Consider the following 24,964-nt stretch of genomic DNA (forward strand, 5'->3'; position numbering starts at 1 on the left):
TTTTTTTAATTTTAATAGAATAAACTGATCACTAAATCGATGATTTTAATCCCGATAAACGGAACAATAACACCACCCAAGCCATAGATTAAAAGATTTCTTCTTAAGAGTGCACTGGCCCCAATCGGTTTATAAGCAACTCCTTTTAACGCTAACGGAATAAGGAAAGGAATGATCACGGCATTGAAAATAACGGCTGATAATATGGCTGTTTCCGGGCTGTGAAGATTCATAATATTCAATTTCTGAAGGGAAGGAATGAAAGTAATCAACAGTGCAGGAATGATGGCAAAATATTTAGCAACGTCATTAGCAATGCTGAAAGTCGTCAGTGTTCCACGGGTCATCAGCAGCTGTTTCCCAATCTCTACGATCTCAATCAGTTTCGTAGGGTCATTGTCAAGATCTACCATGTTTCCGGCTTCTTTTGCAGCCTGTGTTCCGCTGTTCATTGCTACCCCCACATCGGCCTGAGCCAGTGCCGGAGCATCATTCGTTCCGTCTCCCATCATGGCGACCAGCTTTCCTTCCTGCTGTTCTTTTTTGATGTAGTTCATTTTGTCTTCAGGCTTGGCTTCGGCAATGAAATCATCTACGCCTGCCTTTTCTGCAATGAATTTTGCCGTCAGAGGATTATCTCCGGTTACCATCACCGTTTTTACCCCCATTTTTCTCAGTCTCTGGAAACGTTCCTGAATTCCTGTTTTAATGATATCCTGAAGTTCGATGACGCCCCATACTTTCTCATTAACGCTGACAACAAGAGGAGTTCCTCCGTTTTCAGAAATTTTGGTAACAGCATCCTGGGTTTCTTTCGGGAAGATATTCCCGGCTTTTTCAGTCAGTTTTTTTATCGTGTCATAAGCCCCTTTTCTGATCCTTGTGTCTTCAAAATCAATTCCTGAGGTTCTGGTTTCCGCGGAGAAATCAATGTAGACCGGGTTGGGAACAAGAAGGTCTTCTGATTTCAGCTGGCTTAATTCTATAATGGATTTTCCTTCCGGCGTTTCATCCGCTACTGAGCTTAACGCAGAAGCTTTAATAAAGTCCGGCAGCCTGATTCCGTCTGCAGGGTGAAATTCCGTCGCTTTACGGTTTCCGATGGTGATGGTTCCTGTTTTATCAAGAAGCAGTACGTCAATATCTCCGGCAGTTTCCACTGCTTTACCGCTTTTCGTAATCACATTCGCTCTCAGGGCTCTGTCCATTCCGGCGATCCCGATTGCAGAAAGCAGACCTCCAATGGTTGTGGGAATCAAGCAAACGAAAAGTGATATAAAGGCCGCAATGGTAATGGGAGTCTGCGCGTAGTCTGCAAAAGGTTTCAAAGTGAGTGTTACGATAATAAAGGTCAGGGTAAATCCTGCCAAAAGTATGGTTAATGCAATTTCATTAGGTGTTTTCTGTCTGGATGCTCCTTCTACAAGGGCAATCATTTTATCTAAAAAGGACTCTCCCGGTTTGGTGGTCACTTTTACTTTTATTCTGTCGGAAAGAACCTTTGTCCCTCCGGTTACAGAACTTTTGTCCCCTCCGGATTCACGGATAACGGGGGCACTTTCTCCGGTGATTGCAGATTCATCAATGGTAGCAAGTCCTTCGATAATTTCTCCGTCCATCGGGATCTGATCTCCGGTTTCGCAAAGGAAAATATCACCCAGTTTCATTTCGGCGGACATTCTCAGAATGGTTTCTACCTGAAATCCCGGTTTGTTCTCCAAAATTACTTTGGCGGGAGTTTCTTCACGTGTTTTTCTGAGGGTATCTGCCTGTGCTTTTCCTCTGGCTTCGGCTATTGCTTCTGCAAAATTGGCAAAAAGAACGGTGAAAAATAAGATAATGAATACGGTAAAGTTATAAGCAAAGCTTCCCTGCGATTGGTCTCCTGTAAGACTGAAAAGACTTACGATGAACATCACAACAGTTCCTACCTCTACCAGGAACATCACGGGATTTTTAAACATGATTTTAGGATTCAGCTTCACGAAGGACTGTTTGATCGCTTCGTTCACCAAATCTTTTTGAAACAATGTCTGTGATTGATTTTTCATTTTTTTGAAAGAGTTATATCATTGTAAATCAATGGTAACCATTAAGACAGATTAAAACAAGAGGAGTGGAAATGGATAATATATTCAGGTGAATGTTTCGATGAGTTTAGACTAGTTTCCTGATATTTCAATCTTCCTAATGGTTGACTATTGATTTTAATTTTTAATATTTATTTAGAGAAATACTGGATCTGTTCTGCGATAGGTCCCAATGTAAGGGCCGGGAAGAAAGACAGGGCTGCAATAAGAAGGATCACCGCCAGCGTCATAAAGCCGAAAGTAGCTGTATCCGTTTTCAGAGTTCCTGAACTTTCAGGGATGAATTTTTTCTGTGCCAATAATCCTGCAATCGCTATCGGTCCGATGATCGGAATAAATCTGGATAAGAGTAATACAATTCCTGTTGAGATATTCCACCATGGGGTATTGTCTCCAAGGCCTTCGAACCCGGAACCGTTGTTCGCAGAAGAAGAAGTGAACTCGTACAGCATTTCACTGAACCCGTGGAAACCAGGATTATTCAATGTTTTGGCTCCAAATTCCGGCAGATAGGCGGTTAACGCTGTTCCTACAAGTATTAAAAACGGGTGGAACAGAGCCACGATCATAGCAATCTTCATCTCCTTGGCTTCGATCTTCTTACCCATGAATTCCGGCGTTCTTCCTACCATCAGGCCACTGATGAATACTGCGAGAATAATGAAGATGAAATAATTAAGGATTCCAACACCGCAGCCTCCGTAGAAGCAGTTGATCATCATGGCCAGCAGCTCATTCATTCCTGAAAGCGGCATCGTACTGTCATGCATTGAATTCACAGAGCCTGTTGAAATCACAGTTGTTGCAATGCTCCAATATCCTGAAGATGCGCTTCCGAAACGGATTTCCTTACCTTCCATAGCTCCAAGGCTGTTGTCAGTCCCCATTTCTGTGATAAGAGGATTGCCACTTGTTTCATTCACAATATTCGGAACGGCAAGTGCCAGGAAGCCGACAGTCATTACGGTAAAGATCACCCATGATAGCTTTCTCTTTTTCAGATAAAATCCTAATGCAAAAACCAATGCAAACGGAATGATCATCTGAGTGACCATTTCGGTCATATTCGTTACATAGTTCGGATTTTCAAGTGGGTGTGCTGAGTTGGCTCCGAAGAAACCTCCCCCATTGGTTCCCAAATGCTTGATCGCCACAAAAGCGGCTACAGGCCCTCTGGAAACATCAACTTTCTGTCCTTCCAGCGTTGTGACATGGTCTTTTCCTTCAAAAGTCATCGGACTTCCGTTGGCAGAAAGGATCAGAGCAACAAGGATACTGATCGGAACAAGTATTCTGACCACAGATTTAGTAAAGAAATCGTAGAAATTCCCTAGTTCTGTAGTTGTTTTATCTTTAAAAGCTTTGAAAAGAACTGCCATAGCCGCCATTCCGGTAGCTGCGGTTACAAACTGCAGGAACATCAGGTAAAGCTGACTTAAATAGCTCACTCCCGTCTCTCCTGAATAATGCTGAAGGTTACAGTTCACCAAAAAGGAAATAGCTGTATTAAAAGCAAGATCTGGTGACATATTCGGGTTTCCGTCAGGATTCAGAGGAAGCCACGCCTGGGTCAGCAGGATCAGGAATCCTATCATGAACCAGACCAGATTGATCGTCAGCATGGCATACATATTCTGCTTCCAGGTCATCTGGCGGACCGGGTTGATTCCGGATATTTTATAAATTAATTTTTCAACAGGTTCAAAAACAGGATCTAAAAAGGTCTTTTTGTACCCGTACACATTAGCAATGTATTTCCCAAGAAATATTCCAATGACTAATGTGATCACAAACATGGCAATAACGCCTAAAATTTCTGTATTCATGACCGGTTAAAATTTTTCAGGTTTCAGCAAAACGTAGCAGATGTACACAAAGGCCAGAATTGAAAGGAAAAATAAACTCCACATAGTTTTATATTTTATCAAAAAATTCAACGGATTTATAGAGAAGCCAGAACATCACTGCAAAAAGCAGGATCAAACTTATCAGCATCATATCGTTATTATTAAAGTTAATAGGGTCAGCAGTACGTACGATACCATCAGCAGACTGAAGCCTGCGTGCTCACGTTTTTTGAACGTTTTTCTTGAAATTGTCATTTTTAAAATATTTTATTCAGGTCCTATAGGCCAAATAAAGGCCCACTCTGATACAAAAACATTCAAATAACTAATAATCAATAAATTAAATCAAATAACTCAACCGTACCAAAACACAAAAGCCTATCATTTTGATAGGCTCGTTTATTGAAATGATAGGAGTCAGGTGTTAGGTTGTAGAGATTAGGGAATAGGGAATAAGGTTGGTCGAAGTTGTAATGGTGGTTGTGAGTAGTGAATGGTGAATTTTGCTTCGTAAGTGAAAAGCGAATGGGAGATTCAAGAAACACGATTTTAGATGCCAGACGTCAGACATTACCGCTGGTGGCTTCGGGAACCTCAGACACCAGATATTTGTCGTTTATTCAACGACACTCACACTCCGAAACTCTAAAACACTCACACTCTCCGACGCACAAACCCCGAAACACGCATCCCGAAACTAATAACTCATAACTCTCCGACTCTCGGACTCGCAAACCCGATACTCGCAACTCATTTACCTCCATCCATACTCCTCCAGCTTGCGGTACAGTGTAGCAATGCCGATTTCCAGCAGCCTGGCGGCTTCGGCTTTATTACCTTTGGTGTACTGCAGGACTTTTTGGATGTGTATTTTTTCGAGGGATCTTATACTTAAAGAATCACTTTCAGGAACGATTTTATCTGAATAATGGGGCAAACTTTCAGCATCCAGAATATTATCCTCCATTAGAATAAGGCTTCTCTCCACAGCATTTCTAAGCTCGCGGATATTTCCTTTCCAGTCGTTTTTTTCAAGGGTTTTATAGTAATCAGGATTAACCTGAAGGTTTGAAAGGTGAAGTTTGCGGGAGAAAATATCAATGAAGTTTTTGGCCAGCATTTTCAGATCTTCTTTTCTTTCACGTAATGGCGGAAGATGAATTTCGAAAACATTCAGTCGGAAGTAGAGATCTTCGCGGAAGTTGCCCTGTTTAATTTCGTCCTCCAGATCCCTGTTGGTCGCAGCAATCAGTCTGAAATCTGAACGGGAAACTTTGGTCTCTCCCATTTTGATGAATTCTCCGGTTTCGAGAACACGCAGCAGTTTTGCCTGAAGTTCTATCGGCATCTCTCCTATTTCGTCTAAAAATAAGGTTCCTCCGTTGGCTTCTTCTATGAGACCTTTCTTATCTTTTACAGCACCCGTAAAAGCACCCTGTTTATGTCCAAAAAGTTCGCTTTCCAGTATTTCTTTGCTGAATGCTGAACAGTTGATGGCCACAAAATTATTTTTCTTTCTTTCGCTTCCGTCATGGATGGCATTGGCAAAAACTTCTTTTCCGGTTCCGGTTTCTCCTGTCAGAAGAACAGCCGCATCCGTCAAAGCTACTTTTTCAGCCAGTTTTTTAGACTGAAGAATCAGAGGAGAAGTTCCGATGATCTGTCCGAAACCTTTTGATACAGTAATTTTTTGACCAATTTTAGAACGATTGTCTTTAACTTTTTCCAAAGCTTTATATACCAGCGGAATGATCTTCTCATTGTCGTCACCCTTCACTAAGTAATCATAAGCGCCGTTTCTCATCGCCTGAACGGCATCGGTAATATTTCCGAAGGCGGTCATCAGAATAATTTCGAGATGAGGATATTTGGTTTTGATGGATCTTACCAGCTCTACCCCGAAAGCATCGGGAAGCCGGACATCGCATAGAACAACATCAAATTCATGCTGCTCGAGCATAGTCATGGCAGAACGTGCTGTTGAGGCTTCTTTTACGTTAAAATCTTCTTGGGAAAGAATCATTCCTAATAATTTCAGGAGCTTGATCTCGTCATCGATGATCAGAATGTTTCCGTGCATGGTGTGTGTTTTTGGAAAACTACTGCAAACTTATAGAATTTCTTTTGGAAAGAAGCAAAGAAAATAAAGATGTCTGATTAATATTATTTTATTTAACGAGAATATTTCATCAGTACACTCGGATTAATTTCCTTTTGTTGCGCATCAGAAATTTCTACAAAACCAATCTTTTTGTAAAGATTAAATGCTTTAGCATTATTATGTTTAACTTCAAGATAGATTTCAATGCTCTTAAAATGGCTACAAACCTCCTCTATAACCTTTTGAATCAGATGTAAACCTATATTTCTACCCTGATATTCTTCTTTAACATACATCTGGTAAATATTTCCTCTGTCATTTTCATCTTTAACAAAAGTACAGATTCCAATTAATTGATCTTCATTGAAAGCTCCCAATACAAACCTTTCTGCCAATTGATTTTCAATATCATATTCTATTCTGAATTTTTCAGTTTTTAACGCTTCCTCATAGTCCGCGCAAAAAGATTCCGGGAATTCCTTTAAGCTTTCAAGCCTGATTGTTCTGTAAACGGCACTTTCTTCGGGTAAAAGTTTTCGGTACTGAATATTCATTATGATTTTAATTTGTGAAATGATAATTACAGGATAGTTTTGACCTCTGATAATGTGAATAATGTTTTTATCTGATATAAATTAAAACTATAGATGCAATAATACGGAAATTCCGGTTTGTTCTTTTCTGAATCCTTACATTTGTAATGCATTCTGATTTTTAGGAATGAAATGAGTTAGCTTATGATTGACAAAAGATACAAAGAAACAGTTCATACAGATAAAAACAACTACGAATATATCACCATTCCCAATGACGAAAACAAGGTAAGAATTTACACTTTAAAAAATGGTTTAAAGGTTTTTCTTGCTCAAAATTTTGATGCTCCGAGAATTCAGACGTACATTCCCGTGAGAACAGGAAGTAATAATGATCCGTCTGACAATACGGGTTTGGCGCATTACCTTGAACATATGATGTTTAAAGGGACCTCAAAAATAGGTACCCAGAACTGGGAAAAAGAAAAGGAACTCCTTGACCGGATTTCTGCGCTATATGAAGAACATAAAGCAGAACAGGATCCTGATAAAAAAAAGGAAATCTATAAAAAAATAGATGAAGTTTCCCAGGAAGCCAGCCAATATGCCATTGCCAATGAGTATGATAAAGCCATCTCATCCCTGGGAGCCAGCGGAACCAATGCCCACACGTGGTTTGATGAGACGGTTTATAAAAATAATGTTCCGAATAATGAGCTGGAAAAATGGCTTAAAATAGAGAAGGAAAGGTTTTCAGAGATTGTGCTTCGTCTTTTCCATACGGAACTGGAATCGGTCTATGAGGAATTTAACAGGGCTCAGGATAATGATTCAAGACTTGTGAGCTATGAGCTGATGGCTGCTCTTTTTCCAACCCATCCGAACGGACAGCAAACAACACTAGGAAAACCTGAACATCTGAAGAATCCTTCAATGAAGGCTATTCATAAGTATTTCGATGAATATTATGTCCCGAATAACTATGCTATGATTTTAGTCGGTGATCTGGATTTTGAAGAAACCATTCAGCTTGTCGATCGGTATTTTGGAACAATTCCTTACAGGGAGCTTCCTAAAAAAACTCCTGTTACCGAGCAGCCATTAACAGAAATTGTAAAAAGGACGGTAAAAAGCCCTACCACTCCGAGGGTTCAATTAGCTTGGAGAACGGACAGTTTTGGTTCAAAGGAGGCTATGCTTGCAGATATCACTGCCAATATTCTCAGCAACAGAGGGGAAGCCGGACTTCTTGATCTGAACATCAACCAAACGCAAAAAATGCTTTGGGCACAGGCTTTTTCTGTGGGATTAAAACAATACGGATATTTTTCTATCGTGGCTGTTCCGAAGGAAACGCAGACCTTGGATGAGGCAAAAGATATGGTTCTGGAACAGCTTGAGCTGATCAAAAAAGGAGATTTCCCGGATTGGATTCTTCCTGCTATCATCAATGATTTTAAAATTCAACGTCTGAAAGGCCTGGAAACAGCAGATGGACTGGCTACAAACCTTTATGACACCTATATCAAGGGAAGATCGTGGGAACAGGAACTGAATGAAATGGATGAGTATGAAAGTTTTACCAAAGAAGATGTGGTCAATTTTGCCAATGCATTTTTTAAAGAGAACTATGCGATTGTTTACAAGGAAAAAGGTGTTAATGACCAATTGGTAAGAGTTGAAAATCCCGGAATTACCCCGATTAAAATCAACCGTGATGCGCAGTCTGACTTTTTAAAGGAAATTACTGCTGAAAAAACAGAAGATATACAGCCGGAATTTATTGATTATGAGAAAGAAATCCTTACAGATAAGGTAAAGGATAAAAAGCTGAGCTTCGTTCGCAATAAATATAATGATATTGCCCAGGTGCACTTTATTTTTCCTTTTGGAAGTGATAACGACAGGGATCTTGGAATGTCTACCCAGCTTTTACAATATCTTGGAACGGAAGATCTTTCACCTGAGGATTTAAAAAAGGAATTCTTTAAGATCGGAATCAGCAATGATTTTAAAACAACAAATGACCAGCTTCTGATCTCACTGAGCGGGCTGGAAGAAAATATTGAAAAAGGGATTTCTCTTCTTCAGCACTGGATATATGGTGTAAAACCGGATCAGGAGATTTACAGGCAATTCGTAGAAACGGTTCTGGAAAACCGCCAGGCTACAAAAAAAGATAAAACCCGTATTATGACTGCCCTGACCAATTATACAAAACTGGGGAGCTTCTCACGTTACACGGATATTATTTCCAAAGAGGAGCTTGAAGGCAGCAATGCAGAGGTATTTACAGACAGAATGAAAAATCTTTTCAAATATCCTTATGAGATATTTTTCTATGGAAAGAATGTGGAAAATTTCAAACAGTATATTGGAAGGTATGTGGAAAATGAAAGTTTCCGGATTCCTGAGCCTAAACAATATCCTGAACCTGAAACCAACGGAAATGTCTATTTTACAGATTATGATATGGTTCAGATGGAAATGAGTAAAGTGGGAAGAGGACATCAGGTAGATACTTCAAACTTCGGAAAGATTAACGTTTTCAATGAATATTTCGGAAGAGGGCTTTCATCTATCGTTTTCCAGGAGATCCGCGAAAGTAAGAGTTTAGCCTATTCTGCGTATGTTTCTTACGCAGCCAATTCTGAGCTGGGGCATCCTGATTATATTACCACGTATATCGGAACGCAGCCGGATAAACTCCAGACTGCCGTAAGCACAATGAGCGAGTTGATGAATGAGCTTCCCGAAGTTCCTATCCAGTTTGAAAATGCCAAAAATGCCGCTCTGAAACAGATCGCTTCAACCAGAATTACCCGAAACAATATATTTTTCAATACGTTACGACTGAAAAAACTCGGGATTCACCATGATTTCAGAAAAGACATTTACAGACAGATCGAAAACCTGAAGTTTGAAGATCTGAAGGATTTTTACCAAACGAAGATCAGGCCAATACATTTTAATACAGCGATTATTGGGAAGAAAGAAAATCTGGATATGGATGCCGTAAACCAGATGGGAACCTTTAAAGAGCTAACACTGAAAGAGATTTTCGGACATTAAAAAAATTTAAACCGCTTCATAATTGAAGCGGTTTTTTATATTAATTGAATCCGAGTATAAGGACCTAAAAATAAATGCACTGAAAAAAACAGAATTTATATTGATTTTAAGCTACATCTAGGTCATCATACAATCTCCGTCTCCGTCCTGATATTCAGGATCGAATCCTTCTGGCAGATGCTGTATGAGCTGTTTGTGGAATAAGTATCTTCTTTCAAAATTACGTTCGTAGATCTTTGGAAATATTTTCGACTGCTCTATTCGTGAATTGAGTTCTTTCTGATAGCTGGTTAGGTTTTTTACTTTATTGCTGACAATATAATAGCTTAGGAAATCAATGAAGCGATCCAGATCAGAGGCTTCTGAAAACAGATAGGGAATTTTAAGATTCCCATCCCTGAGCTGAAGCAGTGAACAGGCTGCTAAATTACTGTTGTCATCATATATTTTCACCCAAACATATTTAAAAACCTCAGCATAACTTGAAAACAGGTATTGATCATCTTTCTTCTTACCTTCCAATACCCACGGATTTTTTATAAATACATTGATTTCATCGGCATTTCGTCTGCTACGGAATTCTGACATGAATTCTAAGCTTTCGGTATCAATATGATCAAGGATTTCAAATCTGAATCCGGGCTTTTTGATGGCAGAGTTTTTTAAGGCAATTAAAGAATTGGCAACAGCATCAGTTATTTGAAAAAGTGGTTTTGCAGCTTTAGTTTCAGGCTTTTTCTCAGGAATAATATGCGCTGCATCTGAACGGAAATAATATCTTTTTCCTGCCTTTGGGTAAACATATTCAAAAACGCCCAACATGTTATAAAGAGCTTCTGCTTCTTTGGTAAATTCTGTTGCGATGATATTGCCGTCATATTCTTCAAACATCTTATTCAGTAATGCTTTTGCAATCCTTTTCCCACGAAATTCTTCACTTACAAACAGGGTACTTAACCACGCATAGTGGAATATTTCTCCGTCAATTAAATAATTATCAGGGAAACATCCTACATACCCGGCCAGTTTTCCGTCATAAAAAGCCAAAACCAAAAGTGTCTGATTATCTAAAGCTTTCAGGTTTTTGATCTGGGATTTTGCCCGATGTTCTGAAATAGGAAGAAAATCAAAGTTTCTGAAATCTCCTGATGACACGAAATCCTCAAGTTCTTTTTTGTTAAATGTCTTCAGCTCCGTCATCTTCTCACTATTTTATTTTTGTTGATTATTTTTTTCAATCTGAAATAAGCGGTTTCTTTTTTTAATATGTTTTCTCCGCTCTCTCCCATTTCCATCGGAATTCTGTGAAAAAGCCGCTCTATACTATCCAATTTTGCGCCTGCACTTCCAAAACAACAGAATAGATCTTTATTTTTAAACAGCTCATCAAAGAAATCTTTTTTTACTCCAAAGTCCGTGAATGGAAATGCAAAGCTTTCGTATAGAAAACCATTTTCTTTCAAATAATGAAAAGTCCGGTTGGTACTTTCCATCTGTTCCTTCAATGACAGTTCGCCATACTTGGGATGATCCCAGCTGTGGGAGGAAATTCCATAGCCCTTTTGCGTCAGTACTTTTAACTGCTCTGTTGTAAGATAAGGAGTGTGCTCTTTAAGGTAAGCATAGCAGTCAATTTCCAGTTTTTCAGTAATCCTGTCCAGCAGTTCTCTTTTATGATAATTGATCTTTAAAACCTGTTGTTTTAAACCTTCTGTTGACGTATTTTCCAGGGAAAGCATTTGAAAGATCTCCGGATCTGCTGTCTTTGTTTTTTCCACAGCATCAATAATTAAACTTGCCTTACATCTGAACATCAGCTCCTGATTATCAATAAAAGCCGGATTTATAAAATTGCAGGCATATATTCCTTTTCTTTCCAGAACAGGAAGTACAATATCGTAAAACTCCCTGAAACCGTCATCAAAAGTCAGAAGAGCAATCTTTTTTTTAGGTTTAAAGTTACCATTGATAAAGTCCTTGAATTCTGACCAGCTGACGAACTGAAAATGCTTTGAAAGACAGTCTATATCTGCTTCGAACTGTTTTGTATTCTTATATTGAATAATGTGCCTGATATGTGGCAGATTTTCATCAGAAACACAGTGATAGACGGGCAAACAGTAATCCATCGGAAAAGAATTCCCGATATCTCCTTTTTCAAAGGCGGCGAGTATATTGATGATCTTATCTTTCATCTCTATTAAATAAAAAGAATCTATTCAAATTGGATTTAAATAGATTCTTAAAGGTATCACTTTTATGTATTATTTAATCACCTTCATTTCGTCGATAAGCCATTTGGAATCGGCAAATTTATCGATAATGAAAAGGATGTATTTGGTATCTACCATAATGTTTCGGCTGAAACGCGGATCGTAATTGATGTCGCTCATTGTTCCCTCCCACTGTCTGTCGAAGTTAAGGCCTACAAGGTTTCCGTTGGCATCAAGAGCAGGACTTCCTGAGTTTCCTCCCGTTGTATGGTTGGTCGCAGTGAATCCTACAGGAACATCTCCTGTTTTGTCTTTATAGATGCTGTAGTCTTTTTTGTTGTAAAGATCGATCAGTTTTTTAGGAACATCAAATTCATAATCTCCCGGAATATATTTTTCCATTACTCCTGCCAAATGCGTCTGATAACCATAAGAAACAGCATCTCTAGGGGTAGAACCCTTTACTTTTCCGTAGGTTACACGAAGGGTAGAATTCGCATCCGGGAAGAATTTTCTGTCTTTATCCGTTGCCATCTGCTGCGCCATGAATTTCTTCTGAAGGTCGTCAATTTTCCCCTGAAGAGAAGTAAACTGAGGATCAGCATTTTTCATATAGGTCTCTTTCATAGAGGCGTACAGCTGATAAATTGGATCTTTTTTCAAAGTTTTGATTAGCTTGTCCTGATTGGAAAATACTTTCTCAATATCTCCGGTGAGAGACGCTCCGTTTACCTGCTCTCTTCCTGTAATGATTGAGTTTTTAGACATCTCTTCCACTACCGGAATGTTCTGGTTCTCGTCTTTATATTTACTGAATCCGACAGGCAGGAACTGAGGAGCGGTTTTATTGGCATACAAAGCCAGTAATTTTGCTGTCACTTTAGCATCCAGCTCTGCGCTGTAGTCTTTGTAGAAAGAGGTTACTTTTGTTTTTAATTTGGCAAGCTCTTTTTCATCCATTTTTCCTGCTTCCACAGAGGCAATATAGTCGTAGTAATCGCCTGCAAGCTTCAGCGTTTCGGCATTTCTTACCACTTCTGTATAATAAGCATTGTTTAATGCATAAGGAGCCTGATCATTGTACAGTTTATTCAATTGGTCCAAAGTAGTTTTGATCTCATGATTTTTAGCGACCAAAGAACCTTCGTACATGACTTTTTTCTCAACTGCATTAGATTTTTTCAGGCCTTCTACTTCGCCTATCCATTTTTTCCAGTAATTGGCCACTGAAGCATATTTTGAAGCATATTTGATGCGCGTTTCGCTGTCTGTACGCATTTTCTCGTCCAATGTTTTCAGCGCCACCTCACGTACGGCAATTCTTGCAGGATCTATATCGGTTATGATCTTCTCTACAGCTACTGCAGGAAGATATTCTGTTGTTTTCCCCGGAAACCCGAATACGAATGTAAAATCGTTTTCAGTTTTATCTTTTATGGAAACAGGAAGATAGTGTTTCGGCACGTAAGGAACGTTGTCTTTTGAATATTCTGCAGGCTTGTTGTCTTTTCCTGCATAGATTCTGAACATGGAGAAATCTCCGGTATGCCTTGGCCAAACCCAGTTATCCGTATCGCTCCCGAATTTCCCTATGCTTTGAGGCGGTGCCCCAACCAGACGGATATCCTTATATGTTTCCGTGGTAAAAGCATAATATTTGTTACCGTAGTACATTGATTTTACAATGATCGACTGGTAAGATTCTATTTTCTGAGAGTTTTTGTAAACCTCAATATTTTTATTAACTTTTTTAGTCAGCTCAGGCTCTACAAGGTTGTCTGTCCCTTCCAGGATCTGATCTGTCACTTCTTTGATGTCTACAATGAAGTCTACTTTTACACCCGGATTCGGAAGTTCCCCGTCTGGATTTTTAGCCCAGAAACCATTCGAAAGAAGATCATTCTGAACTGTAGAATGGGCCTGGATCTGCCCATATCCACAGTGATGGTTGGTCAATAACAGACCTTTCGGTGAAATGATTTCAGCAGTACATCCGCCGTTAAACTGTACTACCGCATCCTTTATGCTCGGCTTTTGAGTATTGAAAATGTCTTTGGCAGAGATTTTCATTCCCAAATCCTTCATTTCCTTTTCATTCAGTTCTGTAGGAATCCACATTCCTCCATATTGTTGTGCAAATGCCATTGCAGCCGGCAAAAGAAATACGGATAAAAGTATCTTTTTTGTCATAATCAAAATTTTGTCCCAATTTACAAAGAATATTATACATATGCCTTACATGGGCGAGGAAATATAGCGGCAGGGATGAAGAGCCGAGAATCAAGATTTCAGATGTGAGATTTCAGACACGAGATATAAGACTAAGGTTAAGTTGGAATATGTCAATGGTGAATTTTGCTTCATAAGTGAGTGGTGAATTTTGGAGTGCCAGAATGAAGAGCCAGGAATCAAGATTTCAGATGTGAGATTTCAGATTTCAAAGTGTTTCCTCAATAATTTAACTGTCAACTAACAACATAAATCAAGCTCCCAAACCCTAAAACTCTCAAACTCTCAAACTCTACAGCCCTCCAACTCCCCTCTATGGCTTAGTTTTTGTTTCAAATAAAGCACTTAAATTATTAATATATCTAAATTATTCCATCATGGTAAATAGCAAAATGTTCATTCTGGGGATTGCATCTGCTGCATTTTTAACATCGTGTAACCCTAAAGAAAAAACTCCTGAAACTGTTGATACGACAACAGATTCTGCAACGGTACAAACACCTTCTTCTGACAGTATTGCAAAAGTAACTCCTTCTGCTCCAGGCGATACTTCGGAAAACGCTCTTGACTGGCCGGGAACGTATGAGGCTGTAGTTCCTTGTGCAGATTGTCCGGGAATTAAAACATCGCTTACCATTAACAATGATAAAACGTTCAGCATCACTGAGGAATATATTGAGAGAAATTCCAAAAACCAGGATAAAGGAACTTTTGAATGGGATGCCTCAGGAAGTGTCATTACCTTAAAAGGAAAAAGTGCCGGCTATAAATACAAAGTAGGTGAAAATGTTCTTATACAGCTGGATATGGACGGAAAAGAAATAACCGGACCTAACAAGGATCTGTATGTTTTCAAGAAAAAATAAGGGCTTAAGCCTTTATTTTTTTGCTTGTATCTAAAACTGATAAGCTGTAATTTTAGGATCATTAATAAGGCTTTTTACGACTTCATCATGTTTTGTATGTTTTCCCGTGAGCCTCCATGTGATAGAAAGGTTTCCCTGTGTATACTGCATTTTCAGCATAAAATGTTTCAGATGATGTTCTTCAAATATTTTTTCACAGTGCTCAATATCTTCTGATCTGGTGACCGTTATTCTATATTCTCTTATTTTATGACTACTGTCTATATAATTCTGAAGGAAGATCAGTGCACTCAGGATCAAAAGCACCAAAACTGTTCCTAAAAATGAAAGGTAAACATAGCCCGAGCCTACAGCCATTCCTATTGAAGCGGTAGCCCAGATAGTGGTTGCCGTAGTAATTCCATCGATCTTATTATCCCCTTTAAAAATGACGCCTGCTCCCAGAAAACCGATTCCGGTAATGATATTGGCTGCCAAGCGATCTGGATTTTCAACGCCTATTTTTATGGAAAGAATGGTAAAAAGACAGGAGCCGAAACATACCAGAATAAAAGTCCGAAGACCTGCCGATTTGTTACGATATTCTCGTTCTGCGCCAATCAAAAGTCCCAGAAGAACAGAGATCAGTATCAGCAGCAGTTCATTTTGTATGACATAATGATCCTGAAGGAATTCCATTGTACTGAGTTTTACCTGAATAAAATTACAATAAAAAAGTGTATTTTAATGTCTTTTGATCAATCAGTATTGTACTGTTTAAAAGAAAAGTTTTGTAATATTACACTTTAATTCAATAACAAGATTCACGATGACGCCTACTTTTTTTGCAACCAAGGAAGAATTCAGAAAGTGGCTGGAGGAGCATCATACAAAAGAAAAAGAGATTCTGGTGGGCTTCTATAAAAAAGACAGTGGAAAACCTTCTATGAACTGGTCTGAAGCTGTGGACCAGGCTTTGTGCTTCGGATGGATAGACAGTGTGAGAAGATCTTTGGACGCAGAAAGCTATTCTAACCGTTTTACACCAAGAAAACCGAATAGCATCTGGAGTATCATCAATATAAAAAAAGTGGAAGAGCTGACGAAAGCCGGGCTTATGACCTTAGAAGGGCAAAAAGCATTTGAAGCAAGAAAAGAAGATAAAACGGGAGTCTACTCGCATGAGAAAGAGGAAATCATTCTTGATCCGACATATGAAAAGCAATTTAAAACCCATAAAAATGCCTGGGCTTTTTTTGAAAAACAGGCTCCTTCTTATAAAAGGATGGTCATTCACTGGCTGATGAGCGCCAAACAGGAAAAAACAAGGCTTTCCAGACTGGAAAAGGCTATTGGTGAAAGTGAACAATTAAAGAGATTAAAATAAACATACAGTATACTTAAAAAATAATTTATGGAGAAAGAAATTTCACACTTTTGGTTGGGATATTTTAAAAATGAGGACGCCTTTAATGATTTTGCGGAAGAAGATGAGAAATATTACACAGAAGAGGAAACGGAGGATCTTTACGTTTCAAAATTTGCAGAATCACAACATATCCAATGGTTTGATTATGATTTTCTGGAATATGGTTTTGAAGAGGAAAGTTTAGGCATCTACGAAAAGTTTACCGATTATTCTTATGCTGATCAATGGCTTCCCGTTGTGGAACAGAAGATCAACGAGCTCGGCCTGGAAACTCCGGTAAATGCTATTATTTTCGCTAACAAACATGCTATTCCCAATCCGGTTTCGGTGAATGATGAGGAATATGCATTATATTATATCGGTGAAATTGAATACAATATCTAGCTTTCTGTGAGAAGGGTTTCAATAAAGGATCATGAGAATCTGCTGAAGATTTTTGTGATCCTTCTGAAATATGACATAATTAGTAAAGATATTATTGCAGTATCGTGAAGCGGTAAAAAGAACTACCCTTATTGAAAATTAAGACCATACAGCAAAATTACTTTATCGGCAATTTAAAATTTTAATTATCTTAGGCTTAATAAATTACTGATGAAACAGATTCTATTTATTTTGCTGATATTTTATACATCAACTGTATTTGGACAGAATAAATGTACGTTAAAACTTGAATCCGGCACCACTCATCTGCAGGAAAAAGGAATCGTAGAGCTGTCTGTAATGAATACAGGAAACAAAAAAATTAAGATCAACAAAATTTTTTCTCCTTACAGACTACAACTTGTAAAAATCAGGGAAAAGGAAAATAAAATAGACTATACAGCTGATGTGGACTGCTTCACGGACTGTATAAAAAAAACAGTAAAGCTAAAACCGGGAGAAAGTTACAGGTATACAATTCCGATCAAAGAAACAATCCAATATGCCAAGCTTATGAATGGCAGAACGTATAGTTTCCATCTGTTTTTCGACCTTATTGACCTTACTCCTGAAAACTGTAATATCTATGGTTTGACGGATAACGAAGTTGTTTATACAAAATAAGCCTCGAATAAAATTCAATTGATATCCTACGTTTCTCATTCATTAAGTTTAAATTGTTATTAAATATTGAATGGGAATGTACTCAGATATATTTAAAAAAGATGAACGAAAATTTACAGAACGAAATTAATTTACATTCAGCAGGCGCCACAATACGACATCAGTCTGCTTTTGACCATCTAAAAAGTCATCAAAATGATTTTCAGCTGGATCAAGAATTTATTGATAAATGGGTTTTACCATTTTACATGAAAATATGGAATACCTCAGGCTTATGGATTACCGATATAAAGAATATACAAACGGCAAAATTTATTGAACAGCATGAGGGAGAAGCTAAAGCTAAAGAATTTCTAGCTTCTGTAAGTAATTTAAAATTTAATTATAATTTAGATACAGAATGGATTACAGCTCCTCTTCAGCTTTTGAAAGAGCTTAGAGAATATTGTAAATAATAAAAGCTTTGAAGAAAATACGAAGGCTTAACTAATACACTCACAAAACAAAAACCATTGAAAAAAATCATCCTTCTAATCGTTTTATTCCTTCTCCTGCTCTATTCCTGCAAAAAAGAGAAAAGGCCGGTTACCGATCAGAAAAAAAATGCTGTAGAAAAAGTGATTAAATCAGATACAGCAAGTCATCGGGTTTCTGAAGAACAAACTGCCTTTTTTAAAAGTAACAAACCGGCTGATCTTGTTCCTGCAGGATATGAAATCCAGTATGATGCGGAAGGAGACCTTAATCTGGACGGACTTTCTGATATGGCTCTTGTCATCAGGAAAAAAGAAGATACGCTGGCTGCCAGAAAAATGATGATCCTGATAAAAAATACTGATAAAACATATAGAATTGATAAAATCTCAGATACTGTTCTCCCCGATGAATATAATGAAGCCGGCTATAAAATGCATGATCCGGAGGATATTTCCATTGAAAAAAGAGAGCTGAATATTAACCTTTATGATATCGGGCCCTATGGAAATCAGTTCAGCAGATTTAAATACCTGAACGGAGACCTCATCCTCACCTACATTGAGACTTACAATATGGGAGCCGGCTCTCACTCTGCCCTTTATTATGAGCCTATGAAAGGAAAACTGATCCTTGAAACCGTAAATACCATGAAAGAGGAAATGCCATCAGAATCTAAAACTCTTCACCTTAAAAAAGAAAGGTACATATTTGAAAAATCTTCTCCCGAAGATATTGTGCAAAAAGTTTACGGATCTGTAAATAATGAATAACATCCTCCATTAGAAAAATAGCGAAAAAGGGTAATTGATAAGTGCCTGTAATAATTCGAAATTTGTAGATACAACAACAGAATTAAAAACAGCAATATCATGAAAACTCTACATTTCGGACTTTTAGGAAAGGAAAATACAAGTCCTTTTATCGTTACTGCTATCCTGTACAGTATTCTCTTATGTCTGCCTTTCATTTATTTTTTATATCTGAAAGGCCAGCCTCATTCCTCTAATTTTGAAAATATGGATGAAGAGGGAAAAACCATCGTTGTAAAAGACTGGACAGACAATGCGGAGTCCAGACAGTTTAAACTGCTTACAAGAGTCGCAATTTTCAGCGCTGCTTTCTCTTTTGGGGCTTTGGGTGCAGCAGTAAGCCTTATCACAAGAGCAAGAAGATCAGGTTCTTTTGATCATAAAATAACCATCAAGGAATTAATTTCTATACAAACCATAGGGGCGGTTTTTGCCTTTATTCTTTCCCTGATTTTTATGGGTGAAATGATCGGCGGCACATTGTTTCCCAATGCTGATAAATTTTATTATATCGTTTACATTCCCGCAGCTCTTGCAAAACTTCTTGTCTGGTCATTTCTGGCTGGTTTTGCTGAAAGATTCGTCCCTAATATTCTTGAAAACCTGACCAAAATGAAAGATGTAAATGAAGAATCCTAAAATAATCAATACTTTCTTAAATTAATACAAAAGTAGTATTTCACAGGAAGTGAAAACTTCTTATCTTTATCTGGTATTGAATTGAATGAAACGTCATTCTTTTGACATACAGACCTTAAAAAAAACCGAGACGAAGGTAAAATCAATGAGGTGAAAAATGATTACACAAAATTTTCCGCACATGCAGAAAGTTTTAGAAGACTAAATTTTTTAGTCTTCTTTTATTTTAATGGCATTACAGTTTGTACTGATTATTTGATACTACGGAAACCCGTAAATTATTTTACGTAATTCAAAATAGTTTTGTATATCAAAAAATAATAATTATGTCACTAACTAAATGTCCAAACTGCCAAACCAACATTAATAATACTGCAAGTTTTTGCCCCGAATGTGGTTATTCGATAAAAAACAGTTCGGGTGCACCCGTGAATAAAAGTTCACCAAATTCTCCTATGCCTAAGAAGCAAAATAATGGATGTGCAATTATTTTATTAATATTTTTCGGACTTCTGTTTATTGGGTTTTTATCTCGACAATGCTCAAAAACACAGGTAGAGGAAAAGCATACCTCAGGCCTTGATACTAAACTTTCAAAAGAGGACAGTATTAAAAACCATGCAAAAATTGATAGTATTAATAAGGAAATAAAAATTGAAGAAGAAAAATTTTTAAAATCAAAAGCTGGAAAAATCTACAAAAAACATCCTGAATGGTCGAAAGAAGATTGTATCAATATTTCTGAAAATAAGATATGGATTGGAATGCATTATGATATGTTAATCTATGAACGTGGACGACCTGATAATATAAATACATCAAACTATGGAGATGGCACTCAGTATCAGGCATGTTGGCATGATTATAATGCATCATGTTTTTACTTTGGAGAGAGCCAAATTATTACCTCTTATAATTAATTTAAAAAAAATAAGGTGAGTACTGGCTCACCTTATTTTTTTAATTATCTCTTTATTTTTATTAATGTGCTTCCAGCCAGTTATTCCCGACTCCCACTTCTACCAGCAAAGGTACCTGTGTTTCCAAAGCACTTTCCATCTCGGTTCTGATCAGTTTTGAAGCTGCTTCAATCTCGTCTACCGGAGCTTCAAATATAAGTTCGTCATGCACCTGGAGAAGCATTTTAGTCTGCAGCTGCTGTGCTTTAAGTTCCTTATCTATTTTGATCATGGCTAGCTTTACAACATCTGCTGCACTTCCCTGTACCGGTGCATTGACAGCATTTCTTTCCGCATGGCCTCTCACCACGAAATTATTGGAATTAATATCTTTTAAATGACGTTTTCTTCCTAATATTGTTTCTACATATCCTATCTGACGGGCTTTGCTGACTTGCTCTGCCATATATTCTTTTAGTTTCGGATAGGTTTCAAAGTAGGCTTCGATCATCTGTTTGGCTTCGGTTCTTGAAAGGCCAGTTTGCTCTGCCAATGCAAAAGCTCCCTGCCCGTAAATAATTCCGAAATTCACGGTCTTCGCCTGGCTTCTCTGGGTTTTGGAAACTTCTTCCAGAGGAATTTTGAACAGTTTTGCCGCTGTTGAAGCGTGAATATCTTCTCCGTCCTGGAAAGCTTTGATCATATTTTCTTCTCCTGATATCTCGGCAATCAAACGAAGTTCGATCTGAGAGTAATCGGCAGAAATGATTTTTTTCCCTTCTCCTGAAACAAAAGCTCCTCTGATCTGCTGTCCGCGCAGTGTCCTGATCGGGATATTCTGAAGATTGGGATTTACACTTGCCAGACGTCCTGTAGCAGCCGTAGTCTGGGAAAAATTAGTATGTACCCTGCTGTCGTGTTTATCGATCTGGGAAGGCAAAGCATCTACATAGGTAGATTTTAATTTCTGATAGGTCCTGTATTCCAGGATATGCTTAATGATCTCATGTTTTGAGCTCAGCTTTTGAAGAACATCTTCTGAAGTTGCATACTGTCCTGTTTTTGTTTTCTTTGCTTTGGGGTCCAGCTGCATTTTTTCAAAGAGGATTTCTCCAAGCTGTTTGGGTGAATTCATATTGAATTCTTCTCCGGAAAGTTCAAAAATCTTAGTTTCCAGCTGTCTCAGGTCATTTTCAAGATCGATACTTTCCTGGGCCAGCCATTTTTCGTCGAGTGAAATACCGGCAAGCTCCATTTTGGCAAGGACTTCCATCAGAGGCATTTCTATTTTAAAGAAAAGGTCTTCCAGGTTTTCTTTTTTCAGTTGCGGGGCAAAAAGCTCGTACAGCTGGAACGTTACGTCAGCATCTTCTGCTGCATAATCGGTTTGCGTTCTCAGGTCCGCATCTCTGAAAGTTCCTTGATTTTTGCCTTTTTTCCCAATAATGGTTTCAATGGAAACCGGTTTATAGTTGAGATAGACTTCGGAAAGGTAATCCATTCCGTGTCTTCCGTCCGGATTCAACAGGTAATGGGCAATCATAGTATCAAACATGGCCCCTTTTACTGTAATATCGTACTGCTTTAATATTTTATAATCGAATTTTAAATTGTGAGCAATTTTCAACAGGTCTTCTTTCTCAAAGAACGGTCTGAAAATTTCCAGTGTCTGAAGCACTTCTCCTTTATCTTCGGATAACGGGATGTAGTATGCAAGACCTTTTTTATAGGAAAAACTCATTCCTACAAGCTCTGCCTCCAATTCGTTCAGTGAAGTGGTTTCTGTATCAAAACAGACTGCTTTCTGCTTTAACAGGTTACTGACCAATACCTTTTGTGCTTTTGGATTATTCACAAACTGGTATAGATGGTCGTTCTTGTCGATGGAAGTTTTGGTAGAAGTCGCCTGATCCAATTCTTCAAAATTGGCAAACAGGTCAAGCTGCATCACCTGTCCTTTTATTTCAGTGCCGGCAGGAGTCTTTGTTACTTCAACCTCACTTACGATCACAGTTTCTGCAGGTGCAGAAGCAAATGCCCGGTAAAGATTTTCGTATAATCTCCTGAATTCTATTTCGTCAAAAACTTCTTTTACTTTTTCGAAATCCGGGGTATCAAGATCATATTGTTCCTGATGGAATTCTATAGGTGCATCGCAGATGATGGTTGCCAGCTTTTTGGATAAAATTCCGCGTTCTGCTGAAGCTTCCACTTTTTCTTTCAGCTTTCCTTTCAGCTTATCTGTATTGGCCAGCAGGGTTTCGATATTACCGAATTCTTTAAGGAATTTCATCGCAGTTTTTTCTCCTACTCCATCCAGTCCGGGGATATTATCCACGGCATCTCCCATCATTGCCAGGAAATCAATAACCTGCTTAGGGTCTTCAATCTCGTATTTTGCTTTTACTTCTTCTACTCCAAGGATTTCTATATCCCCTCCTTTTAAACCGGGTTTATAGATTTTAATTTTATCTGTAACCAGCTGGGCAAAATCTTTATCCGGTGTTACCATGAAAGTGGTATACCCTTCTTTTTCTGCCTTGCAGGCAATGGTGCCTATCACATCATCTGCTTCATAACCTTCTACCCCTAAGATGGGAATATGCATCGCCTCTAATATCCGGTGAATGTATGGAACAGCTATTTTGATCGCTTCAGGAGTCTCGCTTCTGTTGGCTTTGTAATCTGAATAATCATCCGTTCTTACACTTGCCTGCCCTACATCAAAAACAACGGCCAGATGGGTCGGCTTTTCTCTTCTGATCAGTTCGATCAGGGAATTGGTAAACCCAAAAATAGCAGAGGTGTCCACACCTTTGCTTGTGAGCCTGGGATTCCTGATCAATGCGTAATATCCTCTGAATATCATCGCATAAGCATCGATGAGAAAGAGTCTTTTATCTTGTGTTGCGTCCATAATGTCTATAATGAACAAATATAAGAAAATAGGAATATTTTTTTGAGTTATAAGCGATGAATTATGAGTTATAAGTTTTTATGATATATACTCAAAGTGTTCTATAGAGATCATAAAAAAACAGAACAGCATTTCTGCTATTCTGTCCTGATGTTATTTTTTTACTAAAAGACTTGGGTCTTATTAATGACCTGATGAAGGCCACATTCCGCGGTACTCGGAGTTACCAAGAGTGATAACTTCTGCGCTCACTACGAAGCTGATCAGCATGCTGTTGCTATCAACCGCATCAAAATCTACTTCATGCTGGATCACATATCCGTTTTCCCACTTCAAAGTAGTCAGTGTACCTTCTTCATGAGATTTATTGAAAGTAACTTCTCCTGTTGTCGGCTTATATTTCCCGTTCAATAAACTTTCTAAGATATCAGATTTTTCAGTAGCTTCTACTGTCACTTTGATCAATGCATTTGACGGATCTGAAGCTACACGTCCTGAAACATCTGTAGATCTCGATACGCTGTAGTTAAGCTTTAATAATTTCTGACCTTCTCCTCCGTTGAATTTTAAGATTCCTCTTGAATTTGCTGCCATGATTGGTGAATTTTAATTTGTTATATATAATGTGAATAGTGATTGATTACAGAGCAAAGATAAAATCGATACAGGGAAAGAAAAAGTTTTTGAGTGCCAATCTGAAATATTGTAGTAATTCTACGATTTGATGTAGTAATTCTACGACTTTTGACTTAGCATAACGCTGAAAATGTCTGTTTAAAGTAGAAATGATGCTTTTAAGAAGATTTAATTTCTTTATATTTCACACTATTATGGGAAATATAAATATAAAATCAGACCTCGCTGGATCTGATTTTTATATTTTATTAAATATGTTGTTGTCTTTATTTTCCTTTTACAATAGCCAAATCTTCCTGATAGCGGTTTTCACCGTAATTCTTTTTAAAATTGACTGATATTTTATCTTTAGGGCTCAGATTTTCATAAAGCTTGATCCTGAGTTTTGCTTCTTCTATTGTATCTTTTTGGTAAGGAAACTGAACATTGTATTTTTCAGTCAGCTGTTTTTTAAGCGCTAATAATTTTTGATAATATGGAGAATCCGGTAAACTACGTTCATTTTTCTGCTTTTCCTTATATTGAATATAATTGGCCATTGGAGAAAGATTTGTTCCGGCGATAACCGGCTGCCCTCCTTTTTCCAGAAAATAGCTGGCCAAATCCAAATCATCTCTTGTAGCATCTTCCATAATATTGCCTCCATTGTAAGATACATGGTTAATATCTGCCCCATGTTCAAGCAAATAGTTGATCATTTTTCTTTCAACATTTTCATCTCCCAGCACCATCGCGTCACTAAGCGGATTCACGCCAACTGCAGGATTAAGTGTTGCATGGTATTTTAATAATAAGTCCAGCATATTATAATCATTAAGGGCTACGGCATGCTTAACCGGCAAACCTTGAGGCATAATAATATTAGGATCAGCACCATTTTGCAGTAAGGATTCCATTGCTTTCATATTTTCAAGTAATGCAGCATAATGCAATAAGGTGTACCCATTATCTTCTTCTTTATCACTCAACTGGTTAATTATTTCCGGATGAGCCTTAATGACATTTGTAAGTTCAACATTGTTTTCATCAAAAATACTTTGTGCGGCTTTAAGCTGTGGGCCCTCAAATAGTTTTCCAGGCGGAAGATTTCTTCTATTTACATTTTTACGGGATCTAAGAACAGAATCTGAACAATTGTTAAGTGTCATAATGGATAGAAGTATTAAAATAATTGCTTTCAT

20 protein-coding genes are annotated in these 24,964 nt (G+C 38.0%); 9 read left to right on the top strand and 11 right to left on the bottom strand.

All coding sequences use genetic code 11. From position 1 onward, the window contains the following. Positions 1-11: 11 nt before the first annotated feature. From kdpB to V6R96_RS16725, 4 genes are all read right to left on the bottom strand, one after another. Complete coding sequence (gene kdpB / locus V6R96_RS16710; RefSeq protein ID WP_336379639.1) at positions 12-2,051, bottom strand: potassium-transporting ATPase subunit KdpB; 2,040 nt, start codon at positions 2,049-2,051, stop codon at positions 12-14. Positions 2,052-2,221: 170 nt separating this feature from the next. Next, positions 2,222-3,916, bottom strand: a complete 1,695-nt coding sequence (gene kdpA, locus V6R96_RS16715; protein ID WP_336379640.1) for a potassium-transporting ATPase subunit KdpA — start codon at positions 3,914-3,916, stop codon at positions 2,222-2,224. 775 nt (positions 3,917-4,691) lie between these two features. Next, positions 4,692-6,017 (bottom strand): sigma-54 dependent transcriptional regulator, encoded by a 1,326-nt coding sequence (locus tag V6R96_RS16720; protein ID WP_336379641.1) that lies wholly within the window; start codon positions 6,015-6,017, stop codon positions 4,692-4,694. A 92-nt stretch (positions 6,018-6,109) separates the two neighbouring features. Continuing rightward, complete coding sequence (locus V6R96_RS16725) at positions 6,110-6,592, bottom strand: GNAT family N-acetyltransferase (protein ID WP_336379642.1); 483 nt, start codon at positions 6,590-6,592, stop codon at positions 6,110-6,112. Between the two features lie 183 nt (positions 6,593-6,775). On the opposite strand from V6R96_RS16725, the gene V6R96_RS16730 reads away from it, so the two are divergent. Further along, on the top strand, positions 6,776-9,643 hold the full coding sequence (locus V6R96_RS16730) for an insulinase family protein (RefSeq protein WP_336379643.1): 2,868 nt from the start codon (positions 6,776-6,778) through the stop codon (positions 9,641-9,643). 117 nt (positions 9,644-9,760) lie between these two features. Here V6R96_RS16730 and V6R96_RS16735 read toward each other — a convergent pair whose 3' ends face one another. From V6R96_RS16735 to V6R96_RS16745, 3 genes are all read right to left on the bottom strand, one after another. Further along, on the bottom strand, positions 9,761-10,843 hold the full coding sequence (locus V6R96_RS16735; RefSeq protein WP_336379644.1) for a GNAT family N-acetyltransferase: 1,083 nt from the start codon (positions 10,841-10,843) through the stop codon (positions 9,761-9,763). Further along, positions 10,840-11,838, bottom strand: a complete 999-nt coding sequence (locus V6R96_RS16740) for a polysaccharide deacetylase family protein (RefSeq protein ID WP_336379645.1) — start codon at positions 11,836-11,838, stop codon at positions 10,840-10,842. Before V6R96_RS16740 ends, V6R96_RS16735 begins: the two co-directional genes overlap by 4 nt. Positions 11,839-11,907: 69 nt before the next feature. Beyond that, complete coding sequence (locus V6R96_RS16745) at positions 11,908-14,046, bottom strand: S46 family peptidase (protein WP_336379646.1); 2,139 nt, start codon at positions 14,044-14,046, stop codon at positions 11,908-11,910. Positions 14,047-14,462: 416 nt separating this feature from the next. Here V6R96_RS16745 and V6R96_RS16750 point away from each other — a divergent pair, with 416 nt between their 5' ends. Continuing rightward, positions 14,463-14,951: a copper resistance protein NlpE gene (locus V6R96_RS16750; protein ID WP_336379647.1), complete on the top strand. Its 489-nt coding sequence runs from the start codon at positions 14,463-14,465 to the stop codon at positions 14,949-14,951. Between the two features lie 30 nt (positions 14,952-14,981). Here V6R96_RS16750 and V6R96_RS16755 read toward each other — a convergent pair whose 3' ends face one another. Next, positions 14,982-15,629 carry an MgtC/SapB family protein gene (locus V6R96_RS16755; protein WP_336379648.1) on the bottom strand — a complete coding sequence of 216 codons (648 nt, stop codon included), beginning with the start codon at positions 15,627-15,629 and terminating at the stop codon, positions 14,982-14,984. Between the two features lie 130 nt (positions 15,630-15,759). Here V6R96_RS16755 and V6R96_RS16760 point away from each other — a divergent pair, with 130 nt between their 5' ends. The 7 genes from V6R96_RS16760 to V6R96_RS16790 all read left to right on the top strand — a co-directional run bounded on the left by V6R96_RS16760 (position 15,760) and on the right by V6R96_RS16790 (position 20,251). Beyond that, complete coding sequence (locus V6R96_RS16760) at positions 15,760-16,317, top strand: YdeI/OmpD-associated family protein (RefSeq protein ID WP_336379649.1); 558 nt, start codon at positions 15,760-15,762, stop codon at positions 16,315-16,317. A 27-nt stretch (positions 16,318-16,344) separates the two neighbouring features. Further along, complete coding sequence (locus V6R96_RS16765; protein WP_336379650.1) at positions 16,345-16,743, top strand: immunity 22 family protein; 399 nt, start codon at positions 16,345-16,347, stop codon at positions 16,741-16,743. Between the two features lie 210 nt (positions 16,744-16,953). Next, the gene (locus V6R96_RS16770) at positions 16,954-17,406 is read left to right on the top strand and encodes a hypothetical protein (protein WP_223558514.1); all 453 of its coding nucleotides are present in this window, start codon (positions 16,954-16,956) and stop codon (positions 17,404-17,406) included. A 101-nt stretch (positions 17,407-17,507) separates the two neighbouring features. After that, complete coding sequence (locus tag V6R96_RS16775; protein WP_336379651.1) at positions 17,508-17,861, top strand: hypothetical protein; 354 nt, start codon at positions 17,508-17,510, stop codon at positions 17,859-17,861. Between the two features lie 57 nt (positions 17,862-17,918). Then, positions 17,919-18,653 carry a hypothetical protein gene (locus V6R96_RS16780; protein WP_336379652.1) on the top strand — a complete coding sequence of 245 codons (735 nt, stop codon included), beginning with the start codon at positions 17,919-17,921 and terminating at the stop codon, positions 18,651-18,653. Between the two features lie 99 nt (positions 18,654-18,752). After that, on the top strand, positions 18,753-19,331 hold the full coding sequence (locus V6R96_RS16785; RefSeq protein ID WP_111955821.1) for a hypothetical protein: 579 nt from the start codon (positions 18,753-18,755) through the stop codon (positions 19,329-19,331). Between the two features lie 326 nt (positions 19,332-19,657). Further along, positions 19,658-20,251: a zinc-ribbon domain-containing protein gene (locus V6R96_RS16790; protein ID WP_336379653.1), complete on the top strand. Its 594-nt coding sequence runs from the start codon at positions 19,658-19,660 to the stop codon at positions 20,249-20,251. Between the two features lie 61 nt (positions 20,252-20,312). Here the strand turns inward: V6R96_RS16790 and polA are convergent, their stop codons facing one another. The 3 genes from polA to V6R96_RS16805 form a co-directional block, all read right to left on the bottom strand. Beyond that, entirely contained in the window at positions 20,313-23,147 is a 2,835-nt protein-coding gene (gene polA, locus V6R96_RS16795) for a DNA polymerase I (RefSeq protein ID WP_336379654.1), read from the bottom strand. A gap of 183 nt (positions 23,148-23,330) precedes the next feature. Next, entirely contained in the window at positions 23,331-23,741 is a 411-nt protein-coding gene (gene tssD / locus V6R96_RS16800; RefSeq protein WP_174772298.1) for a type VI secretion system tube protein TssD, read from the bottom strand. A 308-nt stretch (positions 23,742-24,049) separates the two neighbouring features. Continuing rightward, positions 24,050-24,964 (bottom strand): ankyrin repeat domain-containing protein, encoded by a 915-nt coding sequence (locus V6R96_RS16805; protein WP_336379655.1) that lies wholly within the window; start codon positions 24,962-24,964, stop codon positions 24,050-24,052.

It is taken from the genome of Chryseobacterium sp. CCNWLW53, assembly GCF_037083525.1.
In the GTDB taxonomy this organism is placed as follows: domain Bacteria; phylum Bacteroidota; class Bacteroidia; order Flavobacteriales; family Weeksellaceae; genus Chryseobacterium; species Chryseobacterium lathyri.